The sequence below is a fragment of the Pseudomonas sp. F007 genome, from assembly GCF_057814275.1.
This window is the reverse complement of record NZ_JBVATA010000010.1, coordinates 150,243-166,620: the sequence shown is the minus strand read 5'-3', so window position 1 is coordinate 166,620 and position 16,378 is coordinate 150,243. Positions and strand designations below refer to the sequence as shown.

The following is a 16,378-nucleotide window of genomic DNA, read 5'->3' as shown; positions in this document are numbered from 1 at the left end:
TACCGCTTTTGGGCGGACGTCAGAGGCTCAGGCGCAGGGCCAGTGCCGAAAGAGTGATCAAGAGGACTGGGAGAGTCAGCAGGATGCCGACCTTGAAGTAGTATACCCAGGTGATGCGCATGCCTTTACGCTCTAGCACGTGCAACCAAAGCAGCGTGGCAAGACTGCCGATGGGGGTGATTTTCGGGCCGAGGTCGCAGCCGATGACGTTGGCGTAGATCATCGCTTCGCGAACCAATCCGTGAGTGTCACTGGCCTGAATCGATAGCGCGCCGATCAGCACACTGGGCATGTTGTTCATCACCGATGACAGCAGTGCCGACAACAAGCCAGTGCCCAGGGCAGCGCTCCACAGGCCCCACCCCGCCAGGTAGTCCAGCAGTCGGGTGAGCAGATCTGTCAGACCAGCATTCTTCAGGCCATAGACCACCAGGTACATGCCGAGCGAGAACACCACGATTTGCCAAGGCGCTTCGCGCAGCACGCGACGAGTCGAGATTTTGTGACCTTTGGCTGCAACGGCAAAAAGAACCGCCGCACACGCTGTTGCCACGGCGCTGACTGGGATGCCCAGAGGTTCTAGCGCGAAAAGCCCGAGCAGCAGTATTAGCAGCGTCCAGCCTCCGACTATGAACGTGGCGCGGTCACGGATCGCCGCACTGGGCTCACGAAGCGCATCCAGTGCGTAGCTTTTCGGTACGTCTTTTCTGAAGTAAGCAAACAGCACCAACAAGGTTGCGGCAACACTGGCCAGACTCACCGGCACCATCACAGAAGCGTATTCGGTAAAACCCAGCCGGAAGAAGTCTGCGGACACGATATTGACCAGGTTCGATACCACTAGAGGCAAGCTCGCAGTGTCGGCAATGAAGCCGGCCGCCATGACAAACGCTAGCGTCGCGCCCGGTGAAAAACGCAGAGCCATCAGCATCGACATGACGATGGGAGTAAGGATCAGTGCCGCCCCGTCATTGGCAAACACTGCCGATACCGCCGCCCCGAGCAGCACACAGAACGCGAACAATCGATGACCGCTGCCTTTTGCCCAGCGCGCCACATGCAGTGCAGCCCATTCGAAGAAGCCGGCCTCATCCAGCAGTAAACTGATAACGATGACTGCGATAAAAGTGGCTGTCGCGTTCCATACTATGGCCCAGACCGTGGGGATGTCCTGCAGCGATACGGCGCCGGCTGCCAGCGCAAGCACTGCGCCAAGTGCGGCGCTCCAACCGACGCCAAGTCCTTTGGGTTGCCAGATGACGAGAATGAGTGTGAAGACGAAAACAGCTGCAGCGACAAACATTCAAAGTTCACTCGATCAGGGTTCAGCAGCAGGCGGCTTCGCGCACGGGACGGCCATCCATGTTCTGCAGACGGGTGGCGTTGTTCTTGAGCCAATTGGAGTTAGCTCTGGAAGTCACCTTCAGGATTTCGTGAACCCACTCGGGAAGATCCGGATTGAGGCGGTAATAGACCCACTGGCCTTGGCGGCGATCGAGCAGTAAACCGTTGCTGCGCAATTGCGCTAGATGCCGGCTGATTTTCGGCTGGCTGTTATCCAGAGCGCACATCAGCTCGCAGACGCACAACTCACCCTGCTCGGCAATCAACAGGGTGGCGCGGACACGGGTTTCGTCTGCCAGGCTTTTGAAGACTTCGGGGGGAGTGATCATGGGCGCACCATACATATGGAAAAGCGAATATACGGATATCCATATGCAATGAGCAAGAGCTTGTTTGTTTGGTTGAATGTTTGTGGTGTATGACTGCTCATGGTCGCTTTCTGCTCGTCGCGAAAGGCAGAAATCGGCCAGTACCGGACTTTCGATTTCTTCCGCTCTGAAAGCGGCCACTCAGAATGCAAGCGCCCAACGAACCGCCTAGAGCTGCATAACGGCGAGCGCCCTGCGCAGGGGCTCGTCGGATATCTGGATAGGACCGTGAAATGGCACATCCATGTCCAATACAAGATAAACAGAAGCCGCAATGAGAAAGGACGAGATGATGAACATTCCAATCACCATCGAATTGCGGGGAGCGCGGTATCCAAAACTGGAGAAGATGAGTGTTAACCAAGCAACCAGCATACCAATCAAAGGGCCCGGAATCGCTCCCTCTGACTGCTCGACGATCCTCCAGCGTTGCTCAATGAGCGAATGGTATTGCTGCCGGATATCCTGAAGCATCGTTTCATGGAAGCGATCCGGAGGCTTTATACCGGTCAAAGACTTGCCTATGTCATCCAGGTATTGAGCCGCTTCGCTGTTTCGATGCTGCAATGCCTCGTCACCTCGATACGGGGTCTCGATAGCGCGTTCAAGATAGGTTATCAGGCGGTTGCGTGTTTATTGTGTCGCATCTCCATAGCCTCGTAGCGTGCGGTCAGAAATAGTAAGGCTGGTTGCATACCCATGGAAGTTTGCATCAATGGACTCAAAGGATTTAGCGTAGCAAACCGACCGGGACCGATTTCGTCCATCATCACGCAGAATGTGCGGACAAACTCCGAAATTGCAGCCCACGGCTATGCGCCAGGTGAGCATAAAAAGTACATTGGCTAGTACACTGAATTCGTAGCGTCTGGATAAAGGTACGCAAATACTGGAAATTATTGCGTTATTTAGGTTCCGGCTCGGGGCACCACTTCCTATCTGTTGCATCCTTTTCCCCTATCTCTCCCTCACTGACGCTCAATCGGCATCGGTGTTTTTCGTCGTGGGCCCAGGAAACACACCCCCTACAGGCGCGCGAAGCCCCTGTAGAAGCGAGCTTGCTCGCGAAAGACGTCAACGATAACCCGAGCATTCTGATTGAACGCGGCGCCCTGAAGTTTTCCGTCGGAACGCCGCCCGGAGCATGCTCGCTCCGACAAAACCATTGTCGGCAGTTGGCAAGCCACAGGGGGCGTCAGCTCAGGCTTGCGCGGGTCAGGCGCGCAGCGTGCGGGTCATGCGCAACGCCAGCAGGCTACCGCCGACAATCACCGCCGCCAGCACATAGAGCGCCGCATCGGTGGAACCGCTGGCGTCCTTGACGAAACCCACCAGGTACGGGCTGAGGAAGCCGGCCATCTGGCCCATGGAGTTGATCAAGGCCAGGCCACCGGCGGCGGCACCGGCGCTGAGCAGGGCGGTGGGCACCGGCCAGAACATCGGCAGGCCGGTGAGGGCGCCCATGGTGGCGATGGTCAGGCCGAGGATGGCGATCGCCGGGTTGGCGGCGAAGTTCACCGCAATCAACAGCCCCAGCGCGCCCATCAGCATCGGCACCACCAAATGCCAGCGACGTTCCTGGCGCAGGTCGGCGGAGCGGCCCACCAGCACCATGAACACCGCCGCCAGCAGGTACGGAATCGCACTCAACCAGCCGATCACCAGGTTGTCGGAAAAGCCCAGGCTCTTGATGATCGACGGCAGCCAGAAGTTGATCGCGTAGACCCCGCTCTGGATGCAGAAGTAGATCAGGCCGAAGGCCCAGATCGCCGGATTCTTGAACACCGCCAGCAGCGAATCCGAAGCGGTCTTCGGTTGGTTGGCACGGTCGTGGGCCTGGTCGGCTTCGAGCACCGCACGCTCGTGGGGCTTGAGCCATTTGGCGCTGTCGAAGTTGTCGCTGAGCAGGAAGTACGCCAGGGCGCCGAGGATCACCGTCGGGATGCCTTGCAGCAGGAACATCCACTGCCAGCCCGCGAGGCCGCCCTGGCCGGCGGCGAAGTGGTTGAGTATCCAGCCGGAAAACGGGCTGCCGAGCAGGCCCGAGACCGGGATGGCCGACATGAACAGGGCCATGATCCGCCCACGGCGAAACGACGGGAACCACTGCGAGAGGTACAGCACCACACCGGGGAAGAACCCGGCTTCGGCGGCGCCGGTGAACAGGCGCAGGGTGTAGAACTCGGTGGGCGTGGTGACGAACAGCAGGCACGTGGACAGCGTGCCCCAGGTGATCATCATCAGCGCGATCCAGCGCCGCGGACCGAAGCGGGTCAGCGCCAGGTTGCTCGGCACGCCGCACAGCACGTAGCCGATGAAGAAGATCCCGGCCCCGAGGCCGTACACGGTTTCGCTGAACTTCAGTGCGTCGAGCATCTGCAACTTGGCGAAGCCAACGTTGACTCGGTCGAGGTAGTTGAACAGGTAGCAGATGAAAATGAAGGGGATCAGGCGCAGGGTAATGCGCTTGTAGACGGCGTTTTTATCGTCATCGGTGGCCAGGGTGGCAGCGGCGCTCTGTGACATGGCGGGTCTCTCTTTATTATGATTTTTTGCGGCGCGCGGGTAACGTGACCGCCAGAAGAGTCTCGGTCACCCCATGGCGGATGTCTTTGTGCCGGAGCACAGCGATAACGCCAACTGCCTGTGCGGGTGAACAATCCCTTACCCAGATTTCCCAGGAATACGCCCCATGTTCGAACTAGATCACGACCTGGCCCAGGATATCGTCGACCGGGCGATGGCTATTCTGCCCTATAACGTCAACGTCATGGACAGCCAGGGGCTGATCCTCGGCAGTGGCGAGCCGGAGCGGGTCAATACGCGCCACGAAGGCGCCCAACTGGTGTTGGCCAACAGCCGCGTGGTCGAGATCGACGTGCCCACCGCCGCCCACCTCAAGGGCGTGCAACCGGGGATCAACCTGCCGCTGCTGCTTGATCATCGGCTGATCGGGGTGCTCGGCATCACCGGCGATCCGGAGCAGTTGCGCACCTACGCCGAGCTGGTTCGCATGACCGCCGAAATGCTCGTCGGCCAGCGTAACCAGCAAGCCGAGCAGCAATGGCGCCGGCAACGTTGCGATGACCTGCTGGCGTTGTTGCTCAGCGAGGCCGGCGAGTCGCCGCGCCTGATCGATGAAGCGCAACAGATGGGCCTCAAGCCGCACCGGGCGCGCACGCCGTATCTGTTCGAATTGGGCATGGAGCATGGCAATGGCCAGACGGCCGAGGCGCTGAGTGCCTGGCTGATTTCGCGCTATCCCGACAGCTGGTGCCTGAGCGCATCGAAGACTTCGCTGTTGTGGTGCCGACCCACCAGCCACAGCGTGGATAACCCGCGCCTGCTGGAAAAACTCGACGGCCTCGGTTGGAACATCCTGCGCATCGCGGTCGGTGGCCAGGCCGATGGGCTGGCGGGCTTGCGCCGTTGTTACCGGCGGGTCGGCGACTTGCTGGCCTACGGTCGCGACGTGCTGCCGCGCTCACGGCTGCTGACCCTCAACCGCTATCGATTGCCGGTAATGCTCTGGCGGCATCGCAACGACGACGCTCTGGACGAATTACTCAACCCGCTGCGCAAGGTGCTGGCCAAGGACGGCAACGGCCAGTTACTGGCGACCCTGCGCAGCTGGTGCGAGCACGACGGCCAGAGCCAGGCCTGCGCCGATGCCTTGGGTATCCACCGCAACAGCCTGCGCTATCGGATGGAGCGCATCGCCGAACTCAGCGGTGTCGACCCGCTGCGCCTGGATGGGATGCTGGCGTTGTACCTGGGGGTGCAGTTGTTGCCCGAGCCAGAAGCACCGCTGTGATTGTGACCGACCCGGATTCTGTAGGAGCCGGCTTGCCGGCGAAGGCGGTGTAGCGGCTGGCCTCTTCGCTGGCAAGCCAGCTCCTACGGGGGGTGTATGCACAAGGTAAACATCAGCCGGACTTTGTAGAAATGAACAACAAACCCAGCCCACACTTGTGCAGCCGACTGGCGTCAGCCGGCAGGGCAACTGGCAGCATGTTCGGCATAACAACCGGAGAAAGCTCATGAAGATCGTCATCGCCCCCGACTCGTTCAAGGACAGCCTCAGTGCCCAAGGCGTGGCCGATGCCATCGCCGAAGGGCTGGGCGAGGTCTGGCCGCAGGCGCAATGGGTCAAGTGCCCGATGGCCGATGGTGGGGAAGGGACGGTCGAAGCGGTGCTGGCGGCCTGCCAGGGCGAACGCCGCCACACCCAGGTGAGCGGGCCGCTGGGCAGCGCCGTCACCGCTGCATGGGGCTGGCTGCCGGACAGCCACACGGCAATCATCGAGATGGCCGAAGCCAGCGGCCTGCAATTGGTACCACTGGCACAGCGCGACGCCTGCGTCAGCAGCACCTACGGCACCGGGCAACTGATTGCTGCGGCCCTGCAGGCCGGTGCGCAACGGGTGATCCTCGCCATCGGCGGCAGCGCCACCAACGACGGTGGCGCGGGGGCGATGCAGGCCTTGGGGGTGGGCTTGTTTGATGCCCAGGATCAGCCCCTTCAGCGCGGCGGAATGGCCTTGCAGGAGCTGGCGCGAATCGACCTCAGCGGCCTCGATCCACGCCTGGCCGAGGTCCGTTTCGAGATCGCCGCCGACGTCAACAATCCACTCTGCGGCCCCCACGGCGCCTCGGCGATTTTTGGTCCGCAGAAAGGCGCCTCGGCGCTGCAGGTCGAGCAACTGGATCGTGCCCTCGGGCACTTTGCCGATCACGCCGCCAACGCCCTCGGCAACGACCGGCGCGACGAACCCGGCAGCGGCGCGGCGGGAGGCCTGGGGTTTGCCGCCAAGGCGTTCCTCGGTGCGCAGTTCAGGCCCGGGGTCGAGGTGGTGGGCGAACTGGTGGGCCTGGCCGACGCAGTGGCCGGGGCCGATCTGGTGATCACCGGCGAAGGGCGCTTCGATGCCCAGACCCTGCGCGGCAAGACGCCCTTCGGTGTGGCCCAGGTCGCCCGGCAACACGGCGTGCCGGTGATCGTCCTCGCCGGCACTCTGGGCGAGGGCTACCAGGCACTCTATGAGCATGGCATCGATGCGGCGTTTGCCCTGGCGAGCGGGCCCATGACCCTGGAACAGGCCTGTGCCCAGGCGCCGCGCTTGCTGCGTGAACGCGCAAGCGACCTCGCACGACTATGGAAGCTGGCCGGAAAAAGCCGCTGATGCCCTCTGACCTCCAATGCAAAATACCCCGGGGTACCTGTCAACTTTGACAGTATCGCGCGGTAAAAAAATACGGTTGAATTCGCTCAGGTTTCAATGACCGAGCAGAGCGAAGGGACAGTGTTGTGCGTGCCCGATGTCTCGAACTGCCAGACAGACTTGATGGCCATTGCTTGTGCAAGGGCCGACGTGTTGTTCATGGGAGAGCGATGTCATGGCGAATCAGGGCAGCAAGCAAACATTACCCGCATGGAGCCAACGCCTTCCTGGGCGTAATGGTCCACTGGCGTTCATCAAGCCGGATGTCAGTAAGGTCACGTTGGTGGGAAGCCCGCCCGGCCTGTTCCCTCGGGCGTCACTGGATGTCGGGGTCCCGTTGGAGCTTACCGCCTGGGCGACACTCCCACCTGACGGTGAAACTGAATACGTGACGCTGCAGATTGCGCGCCCAGGCAGTGAAGAATACACAGACCTTGACAGTGTCACCTATGTACAGGGCACGAGCCGCTTCCCTTTGCCCTTTACGATTCCGAGTACCTTTTTGGTGCACCCTGACAACGAGGGGCCATTCAACATTCGCTACCATCATATTAACTTCGCGGGTACGGAGGCCCACTCGGATGATGTTGCGATCTATATCGACAAGACCCCGCCGAACGGTACAGTCGCGCCGGGCAAAATAACCTTTTCCCCCACGCCACCCTTTACCGAGGCCAAACTTGCCGGTTTGACCGACGTGGAGGGCGTCATCCCTCACTGGACCGGGGCTGCGGATGGCGACAGGGTTGCCTTTTCCTGGGTACCGGACAAGCTTCCAGAGGATCCGAACGATATCCGTCCAATTGAGGTTGTCACCTTGGGCGTTGATCGCAAGGTGTTTTTTCCGGTTTGGCTGATTCGCGAATTGGGTGACGGTGGTTTTTGTGGTGGCTACACCATTATCGACAAGGCGGGTATTGCAAAAGTGGTAATTCACGCCCGCTTCGGTGCAACTGATGATTTGGGCGATTTCCCAGGACGACTTGCCGGCGGCGGTCCATTGCAGGATTTCCTTTTCCCGCAGGGTCAGCTTGATGGCTTGGGTGGCCGTTAACTCCTGGGGCAGCAATGAGCTTGGAACGGGTGACGAACGAACAGCGGTGGTGGCGGAACGGTGCATGGCTGAATCTCCCATTCATCATCAATGACGGCGTGGGCGCGGCAGAATCTTCGTACTGCAAATGGCGTGCGCGGCCTACCTTGAGACATCTGCACCCGGGGTGCAGGTACGGGATTCTTATAGCGCGATTCAGCGAGCGTGGAACCTGTCAAACATTACAGGTAGCGCACCTTAATCGGATGCGTGGGAAAGGGCTGTCGGGTGCATCTGACGGGCTTGTAGGAAAGATCTATAAGTTTTCACATCCTACAAACACTGCGGTAGATTCTTGAATTAAAAGGTTTTTGGTTCAGTCCGATGTTCTTCGGTGATTCGGCACGAGGCCAATTCGAACGTCACTCAGGGTGCCGACCCTCGAAACACAGCCGATGCCCGTTCGTCGTTTTACGAGGCACGCTCAATCTGCTACTGGCTTGTCTTGAGAGTCGCCTGGAACCACTAACAGTTCTGTTAGTGGTGCGCAGTCGCTGAAGGGGTTATACGACAGACACGAGGATCTTTACGCAAGTAACGCGATGAGCAACCAGCAAGATGGGCCCGCCGGACCAGCAGTAACTTCCCTGGTTCCTCCGATCGAAATTTCCGCAACCACTCGAAGCGAGTCATCCATCAAGGTCATCTGGGGATACATGGCCGGGGGAGGTCATACCGGCACGCGGTTGAAATGGCGCACGGCCGCGGTGCCCGTTGGTGAGTTCGATGTACCGATCGAAGGAAAGTCCTATGTCATCACGGGACTCAGTCCCGGCACGCGCTACCACGTCCAGGCCTTCGGGCTCAGGGGCAGCGAAGTATCGCCTGTCAGCAGGGACGTGGAAGCCACCACCCATCCCGCCACGTCGCCGCCACCTCAACCGACGAATCTGGCGGCTACCGCCGCTGGTAACGCAATGACATTGACCTGGTCCGGCGTTGCCAATGCCAGCAGCTACAAGCTGGCTTACGGGCTGGCGCCGGACGGAGCGGTGATCGGCACCGCGAGCGTTTCTATAGCCTCCCATGCCTTCACCGGCTTGAGCGCGGGCACCGGTTACTACTTCGAGGTTCGCGCCTCCAACACTGTCGGCGATTCGTCGCCGGTGCGGATTGTCAAACAGACACTGCCCCTGCCAGCGGCCCCCACCGGGCTGCAAGCGACGCCTGCAGCCACCTCGCTGGCGGTGCAGTGGTCGGCGGTCAGCGGCGCCGTTAACTATGTCATTCGACATGGCACTGAACCCGGTGGCGCGGGGACCACGCTCACCACCCGGCAGTTGCGCGAGACGTTGACCGGACTGACCCCCAGTACGCTGTATTACCTGCAGGTCAGGGCGCGCAACGGCAATGGTGAATCCGTGCCCGCGCGCATTACCCAGAAGACCCTCGACGCGGCGGCGCTGCCACCCAGGCCGGGGAGCCTGCACATCGAAACCACCCATGATCGGGTGACGATCATCTGGGCTCCGCCGCAGTCTGCGCAGTACGCTGTCAGCATTGGCATCGATAACCCGCAGCGCGAAGTGCTGGCCCGCGAATTATCCCCTTACATGAATCACCGCTTTCAACAGATGCGCCCCGATACACGTTACTTCATCGAGGTGCGTGCGACCAACGCCGCCGGTGAGTCCGAACCGTCGATCTCTGGCGGTACGACCAGGGCATTCCCCGCACCGCAAGGTTTGACCTTCTCTGAGGTGACCGATGGTTCCGCGCTGATGCGCTGGAGCGGCGGCCCCGATTATTCGGCCCAGACCCTCTACGAGGTGTATCTGGATAACCGGCACCTGGCAACGTTGGCACAATCCAGTTACCGCCTCAGCGGCTTGACCGAGCAGACCGAATACCTGTTCAGGGTGCGCGCCAAAGGTGTCGGCCAGTACGGCTTGGGCGACTACTTTTCGGCGTACACGGCCATCCGTTTCACCACGGCGGCCTATACCGGTATCCGCATCTGCCGCCCGGGCAATCTGCGGGGCGATCGCATCAGTGCGCGGCAGGTGGTGCTCAGTTGGGATGAACCCTACGCCACCTGCGCGTTATGCCCCGATGCCGTGGGTTATGAGATATCGGGCGCTGGCATCTCAACCATCGAAGTGGCGCGACCGCCCTATACCATCAACGGCCTGAGCATCAACACTGCGTACCGGTTTCAGGTCCGGGCCCGGGCAACGGTCAACAATATCTCGATCCCGACGATTGTGCTGGTCCCGCCCTTCACCGGCACGCCTGCGGATTGACCAGATTGGCCGGTCGTTGCCCCGCCAGCGCCGCCAGCAGGTTGTCGACGGCGCAGCGGGCCATGGCTTCGCGGGTCTCGTGGGTGGCCGAGCCCATGTGCGGGGTGGCAACCACGTTGTCCAGGCGCAGCAGCGGCGAGTGTTGATCCAACGGCTCGCGCTCAAACACGTCCAGCCCGGCGGCACGAATCTGCCGGGCCTGCAGGGCGTGGATCATGGCTGTTTCGTCGACCACCTTGCCTCGGGAAATATTGATGAAGATCGTCTCGGGACGCATCAGTGCGAACTCCCGTGCACCGATCAGCCCTTCGGTCTCGGCGGTCAGCGGCAGGGTCAGGCAGACAAAATCGGCCTGCTGCAACAGCTCATCGAGGCTGCGGTATTGCGCGTCGAAGCGCTGCTCCACCGCCGGTTTCGGTGAGTGGCTGTGATAGAGCACTGGCATGCCGAAACCAAAATGCCCGCGCTGGGCCAGGGCCTCGCCGATGCGGCCCATGCCGATGATGCCCAGGGTCTTGCCGTGCACGTCACTGCCGAAATGGGCGGGGCCGATGTTGCGCGTCCACTGACCGTCGCGCACCAGATTGGCCAGCTCCACCACCCGCCGGGCGGAGGCCAGGATCAGCGCGAAGCCAGTGTCGGCGGTGGTTTCGGTGAGCACGTCCGGGGTGTTGCTGAGCAGGATGCGCCGTTCGGTGAGGTAGTCGATATCGTAATTGTCGACGCCCACCGAGACGCTGGCGATGGCCTGCAGATTTGGCGCCAGGTCGAGCAAGGCGGCGTCCAGTTTCAGGCTGGCACCGAGTAGTCCGTGGGCGCGGGGCAGGGCCTCGCGCAGCCGGGCCAGACCTTCGGCATCGAGGCTGTCGATCAGCGTTACCTCGCACTGTTCGTGCAGCCGGGCCATCAGCGCCGCAGAGAGTTTCTTGTAGAGCACGACCTGCTTTTTCATGGGAATTGTCTCGTTATCAATTCAAGGGTGGGCGGCGCGGCGGTTGAGGGCGACGCGGGGTTGTTCACGGTCGCTGGTGCCGGTCTTCAGGCACAGGGTCAGCAGCACCGACAGCAGCAGCGAAGCGCTCATCAGCAAAAAGGACGCGCCCGGCGAACCGGTGGCGCTGTTCAGGTAACCCACCAGATAGGAGCCGCCGAACGAGCCGAGCGCGCCCATGCTGTTGATCAGCGCCATGGCGCCGCCGGCGACGTTGGCCGGGAGGATTTCCGGGATGATCGCGAAGAACGGCCCGTAAGGCGCGTACATGCAGGCGCCGGCCACGACCAGTAAGCCGTAGGACCACCAGAAATGTTCAGCGCCCAGGGCGTAGGAGCCATAGAACGCCAGGGAGGCGATCAGCAGCGGCGGCCAGACGAAGCGTTTGCGCTTTTGCAGTTTGTCCGAACCCCAGGACACCAGCAGCATGCCGATCACTGCCGCCAGGTAGGGCAGGGCCGACAGCCAGCCGGCTTGAATCATGTCCATCTGCGCGCCTTGCTTGAGGATCGACGGCAGCCACAGGACGAAGCCATAGACGCCGATGCTCCAGCAGAAAAACTGCAGGGCCAGGACAATGACTTTTGGCGAACGGAAGGCTTCGGCGTAGTTCTTCACCGCCTTGATCCCCACCTGTTCGGCGGCCAGGGCGCTTTCCAGATCGTGCTTTTCCTGGTCGTTCAGCCACTTCGCTTGCGCCGGACGGTCATCTGCCAGGCGCCACCAGATAAAGGCCCAGAGCACTGCCGGCAAGCCTTCGATGATGAACATCCAGCGCCAGCTGTAGTGCTGCACCAGGTAGCCGGACACCACCGACATCCAGAGCATGGTCACCGGGTTGCCGAGGATCAGGAAGGTATTGGCCCGTGAGCGTTCGGCACGGGTGAACCAGTGACACAGGTAGATCAGCATCGCCGGCATCACCGCGGCTTCGACCACGCCGAGCATGAAGCGGATGACGATCAGCCAGTAGGCGTTGGACACCACCCCGGTCAGGGTCGCCAGGCTGCCCCAGAGGATCAGGCTGACGAAGATCAGTTTCTTCACGCTGTTTTTCTGCGCGTAGATCGCCCCGGGAATCTGGAAGAAGAAGTAGCCGAGGAAGAACAGCGCGCCGAGCAACGACGACAGGCCCGGGGTGATCATCAGGTCAGCGGCCATCCCGGAGGCGGCAGCGAAGCCATAGTTGGCGCGGTCCAGATACGCCAGGCTGTAGGTGATAAAGACAATCGGCATGATGTACCACCAGCGGCGGGTGGCGAGTTTCGGCGTTTGCATGGGTGATGCTCCTGAGCTTGTTGTTTTTGTCGCAGCAGGTTGGGATTTCAGATTTTCATCAAATTCAGGCCGGGCATTTATCCCCTGTAGGAGCCAGCTTGCTGGCGAAGGCGGCCGAAAATTCAACCCCCATCTCAGCCCGAGTCGGCAACCCCTCCATATCCCCCCGGCTCTGCACCGCACGACTGCCAATCCAGTTCGCACGCTGCACCGCCTCGGTCAGGCTGCAGTTCTCCAGCAAGGCGCTGATCAGGCCCACGGCAAAACCATCACCGGCACCGACGGTATCGACCACCCGCGCCACCGGCACGGCGGCGACAAAGCCTTGGTCCAGCGGGGTGCGGTAATACGCACCCTCGGCACCCAGCTTGATCACCACGGCCTCGGCGCCCTGGTCCAGATAGAACCCGGCGATATCGGCCGGCGTGTCGAACCCGGTGAGCAACCGGCCTTCGCTCAAGCCCGGCAGCACCCAATGGGCGAGGGCGGCGAGGCGGTTGATCTCGCGGATCATCTGTTGCTCGCTGGACCACAGCGACGGCCGCAGATTGGGGTCGAACGAGACACTGCGGCCGGCGCTGCGCATCAGCGTCATCAGCTCGAATGACAGTTCACGTGCGCTCGGCGACAGGGCAGGCGGGATACCCGTGGCATGCAGGTGCCGCGCTTGCAGCAGGCGTGGAGTGACGCTGCGGGGCGACAAATGACTGGCTGCCGAACCACGGCGGAAATACTCCACCTGCGGATCGGCGCCGCCTTCCTCGCGGGATTTGAACTGAAAGCCGGTGGGGTGCGCCGGGTCGATTTCAACCTGCGCGCAATCCAGGCCTTCGCCTTGCAGGGTGTCGAGGACGAAGCGTCCCAGGGAATCGTTGCCGACCCGGCTCAGCCACGCTACCTGGAAGCCCAGACGGGAAAGGCCAATGGCGACATTGCTGTCAGCCCCGGCGATGCGCTTGTGAAAGTTCATCACCTGGGCCAGGTCGCCGGTTTGTTCGGCGACCAGCATGGCCATGGTCTCGCCGAAGGACAGGATATCGAGCTCAGACATGGGCGTGCTCCCGTTCGGCCTGGCCCAGCCGGGCGAGGAGGGCGACGTGTGCGCCGGTCAGGTGCTGCAGGTCATCGGCCTGCAACGGATATTCCACGGCGCGGGCAAGGCCCTGGGGCATGTGCCGCAGCAGCTGTTCCCAGGTCTGCACATCGGCCGCCGTGGGCGGGATCGCCACCAGCTTGCTGTCGGCCCGACGGGTCACTGCCTTGCAGTGCACATAGCCGACATGCCGTCCGAGCAGGCGTGCGGCGCTGGCGGCGGATTGGCCCTGCCACTGCCAGTTGCCGATGTCGAAGGTCATCTCCACGGGCAGTTGCTGTTGTTCAACCGCAGCGAAGAAGCGCTGGAAGGGTTCGATGCGCCCGCCGTGCAGGGTCTGGTCGTTCTCCACCAGCAACTGCACGGGGTGCTCGGCCAGCACCTCGGCCAGATGCCCAAGATCGTTGTTCTCGGTGAAGTAACCCAACGAGACCTTCAGCCATTTCGCGCCGAACGCCTGTGCCCGTTTCAGGGTGGCGACCAGCAGCGGGTTGGCCTGCGAGCGACCGGCGACCCACAACTCCAGTGGCGAGGAATACACCGCCTCCAGCCCCCATTGCTCGACGGCCCGGGCCAGGTCCCGCGGGTCTTCACTGGTCAGCAATTCTTCGCGCCATTCGATGCGTTGCGCCCCGGCCTTGGCCAGGATCTCGACAAACGCCAACTGCCCGCGCGCCCTTACAAGGTCGGCGCCGTAGCTGGAAAGGCTGATGGAAACAGCAGGTTTATGCATTGTTCTACCCCTCTGAAACCGGTTTCATTTTTAACCAAAAAAAACAGCCAGCACACACCTACTGTAGGAGCGAGCCCGCTCGCGATGAGGCCCTCCGCATCAACGCAAAACTCCCCCAGTCGACCCCCGCACCACCAACCGCACCGAAAAATCCACACTCCTGATCGGCCCCTGATCACCGCGCAGGCGCTTGAGCAGGCAATCAAACGCACTGGCGCCAATCGCTTCCGTCGGCTGGGCAAGCGCGGTGATACCGCTGCCCACCAGCGGGTACCAATCCAGGTCATCGAGGGCGATCAGGCCAACCTCGCCAAACAGATCGCAACCCAGCTCACGCAACGCGCGGGTGGCGGCGAGGGCGGCAATGCCGTTGGCACAGAACAAGGCTTTCGGCCCGGCTGCCGGGTCGGCGAGGAAGGCCTGGATATGGGATTGCAGTTCGTCACCGGTCTCGACTGCCGCACCGCGCAGCAACGGGCGCTCGGCGATCTGCTGGTGAAAGCTGTCAACCCGTTCGATCCGCGAACTGGTGCCGTCGTGGGGTTCGCTGACCAGCAGCACGTGACGATAGCCCTGCTCCTGCAGGTGACTCAGGGCGGCGTCGACCGCACCCGGGTTATCCAGGCCGACCAGGTCGCTGTGCAGTTGCTCGACCTTGCGATCCACCAGCACCATGGGCATTTCGCGGTGCAGTTCGCGCAGCAGGTCAGGGTGGTGACCGAGGGTGTTCACGATCAGGCCTTCGATGTTGTACGAGCGCAGGGCCGCCAGGTGCTGGCTTTCCTGCTCGTCATCGCGGTCGGTGTTGCACACCACCAGGCTGTAGCCGTGCTGGCGGCAGGCGGTTTCCACGCCATGCATCACGGCAATCGAATAGGGGTTGCGGATATCCGCCAGGAGCATGCCTATCAAGCGCGTGCGTCCGCGTTTAAGGCCGCGAGCCATCTGGTTCGGCCGATAACCCAGCTCGCTGATTGCCTGCTCGATGCGCAAGGCGGTGGCCTCGGAGAGCAGGGCGCGATCCTCGCCGATAAAACGCGACACGCTGGCCTTGGAGACCCCGGCACGTTCGGCGACATCAAGCATGGTCACGCGGCTGCGTTGGGCGGCGGAAAAACTGTTCACGATGGACGACCTGTTTTTGGAATTATTGGGTCTCAGTGTCTGAAACCGGTTTCAGAAGACACCAAAAGCCATTGGCTCGTCAAGAGGGAGATGAACAAGGAGATAAAAGGCTTAGCCGAACAAGCCGGCGGCGATGTTGATCGAGAAGCCGAGGATCGCGGTGTTGAACACGAAACCGATCAGCGATTGCGCCAGGACGATCTTGCGGATCTCGCGGGTGGCGACCCCGACATCAGCGGTTTGCACCGCCACGCCGATGGTGAAGGAGAAGTACAGGAAGTCCCAGTAGTCGGGTTTTTTCAGGCCTTCGGCAAAGCGCAGCGCCGGTTCCTTGCCGTCCCAGGTGTAAAACAGCCGGGCGTAGTGCACGCTGAAAATCATCCCGATCAGCAGCCACGAGCCGATCACCGTCAACCCGGTAAACCCATAGCGCAGCAGCTTGTGCGACGTGTCGAGATCGCCGGCGCCGGCCAGCTCGGCGGTGATGGCGACCAGGCTGGCAATGGCAGCGATGCACACGATCAACAGCACCGCACCGGCATTTTCATCCTCGACTTCGGCAATGCGCTCGACCTCATCGGCGCGGGCGCGAATGGTCAGCCACAGCATCAATACCAGGTAGGTCCAGACCCCGGCATTCCAGCCAATGAGGATCTTGCTCACTAGTGTATCGGCCGGCGCCACAAGGCCGACCGCGATGCCCAGCAGGGCGGCGGCGGTGAGGCGGGGGTGAGTGCGTAGGGGATGGGGCATGGGCGGGTCGCCTCCTGGGCGGGTCGGATCACCTGTAGGAGCTGGCTAGCCGGCGAAGGCGTCCTTGAGAACGCTAAAAGCTTCGCTGGCAAGCCAGCTCCTACAGAGGTCTATGGACTGTAGGAGCCGGCTTCC

14 protein-coding genes are annotated in these 16,378 nt (G+C 61.7%); 3 read left to right on the top strand and 11 right to left on the bottom strand.

Going from position 1 to position 16,378, the window contains the following annotated elements:
• Positions 1 to 19: 19 nt before the first annotated feature.
• From ACZYR5_RS24755 to ACZYR5_RS24740, 4 genes are all read right to left on the bottom strand, one after another.
• Positions 20 to 1,303, bottom strand: a complete 1,284-nt coding sequence (locus ACZYR5_RS24755) for an arsenic transporter (protein ID WP_489092038.1) — start codon at positions 1,301 to 1,303, stop codon at positions 20 to 22.
• Positions 1,304 to 1,325: 22 nt separating this feature from the next.
• Complete coding sequence (locus ACZYR5_RS24750; RefSeq protein WP_489092037.1) at positions 1,326 to 1,673, bottom strand: metalloregulator ArsR/SmtB family transcription factor; 348 nt, start codon at positions 1,671 to 1,673, stop codon at positions 1,326 to 1,328.
• A 207-nt stretch (positions 1,674 to 1,880) separates the two neighbouring features.
• Positions 1,881 to 2,330 carry a bestrophin-like domain gene (locus ACZYR5_RS24745; protein ID WP_489092185.1) on the bottom strand — a complete coding sequence of 150 codons (450 nt, stop codon included), beginning with the start codon at positions 2,328 to 2,330 and terminating at the stop codon, positions 1,881 to 1,883.
• 597 nt (positions 2,331 to 2,927) lie between these two features.
• The gene (locus ACZYR5_RS24740; protein WP_489092036.1) at positions 2,928 to 4,238 is read right to left on the bottom strand and encodes an MFS transporter; all 1,311 of its coding nucleotides are present in this window, start codon (positions 4,236 to 4,238) and stop codon (positions 2,928 to 2,930) included.
• A gap of 166 nt (positions 4,239 to 4,404) precedes the next feature.
• Here ACZYR5_RS24740 and ACZYR5_RS24735 point away from each other — a divergent pair, with 166 nt between their 5' ends.
• Both ACZYR5_RS24735 and ACZYR5_RS24730 read left to right on the top strand, forming a co-directional pair.
• The gene (locus ACZYR5_RS24735; RefSeq protein WP_489092035.1) at positions 4,405 to 5,526 is read left to right on the top strand and encodes a sugar diacid recognition domain-containing protein; all 1,122 of its coding nucleotides are present in this window, start codon (positions 4,405 to 4,407) and stop codon (positions 5,524 to 5,526) included.
• Positions 5,527 to 5,752: 226 nt separating this feature from the next.
• Positions 5,753 to 6,895, top strand: coding sequence for a glycerate kinase (locus ACZYR5_RS24730; protein ID WP_489092034.1), 1,143 nt, complete (start codon positions 5,753 to 5,755; stop codon positions 6,893 to 6,895).
• Positions 6,896 to 7,250: 355 nt separating this feature from the next.
• Here ACZYR5_RS24730 and ACZYR5_RS24725 read toward each other — a convergent pair whose 3' ends face one another.
• Positions 7,251 to 8,054 (bottom strand): LuxR C-terminal-related transcriptional regulator, encoded by an 804-nt coding sequence (locus ACZYR5_RS24725; protein WP_489092033.1) that lies wholly within the window; start codon positions 8,052 to 8,054, stop codon positions 7,251 to 7,253.
• Between the two features lie 515 nt (positions 8,055 to 8,569).
• On the opposite strand from ACZYR5_RS24725, the gene ACZYR5_RS24720 reads away from it, so the two are divergent.
• Positions 8,570 to 10,270 carry a fibronectin type III domain-containing protein gene (locus tag ACZYR5_RS24720; RefSeq protein ID WP_489092032.1) on the top strand — a complete coding sequence of 567 codons (1,701 nt, stop codon included), beginning with the start codon at positions 8,570 to 8,572 and terminating at the stop codon, positions 10,268 to 10,270.
• Here the strand turns inward: ACZYR5_RS24720 and ACZYR5_RS24715 are convergent.
• The 6 genes from ACZYR5_RS24715 to ACZYR5_RS24690 form a co-directional block, all read right to left on the bottom strand.
• Complete coding sequence (locus ACZYR5_RS24715) at positions 10,248 to 11,222, bottom strand: NAD(P)-dependent oxidoreductase (RefSeq protein ID WP_489092031.1); 975 nt, start codon at positions 11,220 to 11,222, stop codon at positions 10,248 to 10,250. The genes ACZYR5_RS24720 and ACZYR5_RS24715 overlap by 23 nt on opposite strands.
• A 21-nt stretch (positions 11,223 to 11,243) precedes the next feature.
• Positions 11,244 to 12,539: an MFS transporter gene (locus ACZYR5_RS24710; protein ID WP_489092030.1), complete on the bottom strand. Its 1,296-nt coding sequence runs from the start codon at positions 12,537 to 12,539 to the stop codon at positions 11,244 to 11,246.
• A gap of 64 nt (positions 12,540 to 12,603) precedes the next feature.
• Positions 12,604 to 13,590 carry a sugar kinase gene (locus ACZYR5_RS24705; protein ID WP_489092029.1) on the bottom strand — a complete coding sequence of 329 codons (987 nt, stop codon included), beginning with the start codon at positions 13,588 to 13,590 and terminating at the stop codon, positions 12,604 to 12,606.
• The gene (locus ACZYR5_RS24700) at positions 13,583 to 14,365 is read right to left on the bottom strand and encodes a sugar phosphate isomerase/epimerase family protein (RefSeq protein WP_489092028.1); all 783 of its coding nucleotides are present in this window, start codon (positions 14,363 to 14,365) and stop codon (positions 13,583 to 13,585) included. Before ACZYR5_RS24700 ends, ACZYR5_RS24705 begins: the two co-directional genes overlap by 8 nt.
• A 99-nt stretch (positions 14,366 to 14,464) precedes the next feature.
• Positions 14,465 to 15,490 carry a LacI family DNA-binding transcriptional regulator gene (locus tag ACZYR5_RS24695; RefSeq protein WP_489092027.1) on the bottom strand — a complete coding sequence of 342 codons (1,026 nt, stop codon included), beginning with the start codon at positions 15,488 to 15,490 and terminating at the stop codon, positions 14,465 to 14,467.
• 111 nt (positions 15,491 to 15,601) lie between these two features.
• Entirely contained in the window at positions 15,602 to 16,243 is a 642-nt protein-coding gene (locus tag ACZYR5_RS24690; protein ID WP_489092026.1) for a DUF1345 domain-containing protein, read from the bottom strand.
• Between the last annotated feature and the right edge of the window lie 135 nt (positions 16,244 to 16,378).